This window comes from Pseudomonas avellanae BPIC 631 (assembly GCF_000444135.1).
Lineage (GTDB): Bacteria > Pseudomonadota > Gammaproteobacteria > Pseudomonadales > Pseudomonadaceae > Aquipseudomonas > Aquipseudomonas avellanae.
This window is the reverse complement of the sequence record NZ_ATDK01000507.1, coordinates 1-1,626: the sequence shown is the minus strand read 5'-3', so window position 1 is coordinate 1,626 and position 1,626 is coordinate 1. Positions and strand designations below refer to the sequence as shown.

1 protein-coding gene is annotated in these 1,626 nt (G+C 48.8%); it reads left to right on the top strand.

Features of this window, described 5'->3' with window-relative positions; translation table 11 throughout:
- The coding region (locus DW49_RS0124250) for a hypothetical protein (protein WP_241478700.1) at nucleotides 1–1,461 on the top strand (1,461 nt) is incomplete at its 5' end.
- Nucleotides 1,462–1,626 lie beyond the last annotated feature (165 nt).

Below are 1,626 nucleotides of genomic sequence, written 5' to 3'. Positions count from 1 at the left end.
CTGCTGCTAAGCTTATCCACAATTGCTGGGACAGAAATCAGCAATCCGTCCTGGGTCAATTTTCAATCGGCAGGGTGGGTCAGTTTTCAATCAGCGCCAACACCTTTCACCTTTTATGAGGTAATCATGCGCTCAACCCTATCCATCCCTGTTACAAAAACATCAGTTTTCAACGACTATCAGCAACCCGCAGCGGTGTCGGCGGCACCGGCACCGGCACCGGCACCGGCACCGGCACCAGCACCAGCACCAGCACCGTCGTCACAGCTAGATAAAACGTCGGGCACAACCTCGGTTGCTAATTCGATGCGCGACAAGGCGTTGCAATCGAAATTAAATGCACTTTTTCCCTCGCTACGGCGTTCAAATTCAACCCACGCAGAAACAACACATAAACTAGCGCCCGACGTCCGCCGGTTCGACACCTTGATGCATCCCGCTGAAAATGCCAGCAATCTCAATGCAGGAATTTTAATGCTAGCTCAAAACGACAAGCGTCAATGGGATCGTGTGACGTGCTCACCCGGTTTACTTTTGCAGAACATCGAAGTGCGACCTGAAAAAGGCCTGCTGAATCTGACCGGATCGGAAAAGTTTTGCAGCGGCGAACTTAGTCAAACAGAAAAACGCGATCTTCAGCGCGCTGTCACCAGTATCGTAATGACCTACAACCAGATGGCGGCCGAGCATGGGGAAGCACCGATCAGTATTCATGAAAATCATCTGAAGGGCGATGGCAAGGTGTATGAGGATCGACATATTCCACGCAAATCGAATGAAAAGGATTACGATTATTACCACACGCTAGGCGTCAGTTATGCCGATAATGGAAAAATGCTCCCGCATTACCATCTTGAGTTTAATGGCAAATTAGACAAAAACAATGTCGGTATAATACTCGAAAATCTGAAGCACTTAGGCAAAGAAATAATAGGGAAAGACATTCTGACTGAAAAAGAAATTACCGCTGTTTTAGAAAAACTTCCAGAACGCAATGGCACACCCGGCTTCAATGCAGCGATGGTAAGGGAACATCGTCCACTGCTGCCCAACGAAATAACAGACTCAACAGAACGAGTGCGACGCCGTGACGAGCTCGAAGGTGACTTCATTTCCTTATCAAGTCACAACACTGAATTGGCAGCTGATAAAAGTCGCTTGTTTATTCGGAACGCGCATATGAATTCTTTCCGACCGGCCGAGCCTATATTTGAATGCTTTTCGGCAGGCCAGGTATCGGTCATGGAAGACTTGTTGAACGTGGAAAAAAATTTACACCCGGACAACTCTGAATCTTCGGGTCAGTTAAATTTCAATGAACTTTTAGCGATCCACTTTGGCTTGAATAAAGCCCTGAAAGAATTAAACGGCGATGCCAGCAGCACTGTCGAGCAACGCCAGGAGTTGGCGGCCAGATTTGGCGCCGGCATCGAGAAGATCAAACAGTTGGTGACCTCATGATGGCGAGACGTCCGACCTGGCTTCAACATGAAACTCGCCCTTAGGGAACCTCCGAACAAGTCTCAAATATGCGAAAATCGCCTGACCACCTGATCCGAGCCGCCCATGAGCCAAATGAGCTTTTCCGACGTTGAGTACGCAGGCAAACGCAAGCAAACCCGCCGC